1 protein-coding gene is annotated in these 444 nt (G+C 50.9%); it reads right to left on the reverse strand.

From position 1 onward, the window contains the following. Window positions 1–78: 78 nt before the first annotated feature. Window positions 79–444 (reverse strand): ubiquitin-40S ribosomal protein S27a family protein (locus tag F0L68_RS45765; RefSeq protein WP_223199631.1); only part of this gene is annotated, 366 nt, incomplete at its 5' end.

The raw sequence follows: 444 nt of genomic DNA on the forward strand, positions 1-444 counted from the left end.
ACACTGTGTCAAGATTTTATTTAAAATCCATCATACACAGCAGTCGCGAGCGTTCCTTACAGGCTAGAGGGGACTTATTTATTTGTCGTCGTCTTTGAAGACCATCGTGCTGTGACACTTCCCGCAGTAGTGACGGTCCTCCATCACCGCCATGAACACTCCGGCGCCGCACTGCTCGCCTGTGCACTCGCGCCGCAGACGGTGGATCTTACCGTTCTCGTCGACCTTGTAAAACCTGAGGACGGCTAGTTTGACCTTCTTCTTATTGTGCTTGATCTTCTTGGGTGTGGAGTAATTCTTCTTCTTGCGTTTCTTAGCGCCACCACGAAGCCTCAACACCAGGTGGAGGGTGGATTCCTTCTGGATATTGTAGTCCGAGAGGGTACGTCCATCTTCCAGCTGCTTTCCAGCAAAGATCAACCTCTGTTGATTGGGAGGGATTCC

It is taken from the genome of Solihabitans fulvus (genome assembly GCF_008386585.1).
Lineage (GTDB): Bacteria > Actinomycetota > Actinomycetes > Mycobacteriales > Pseudonocardiaceae > Solihabitans > Solihabitans fulvus.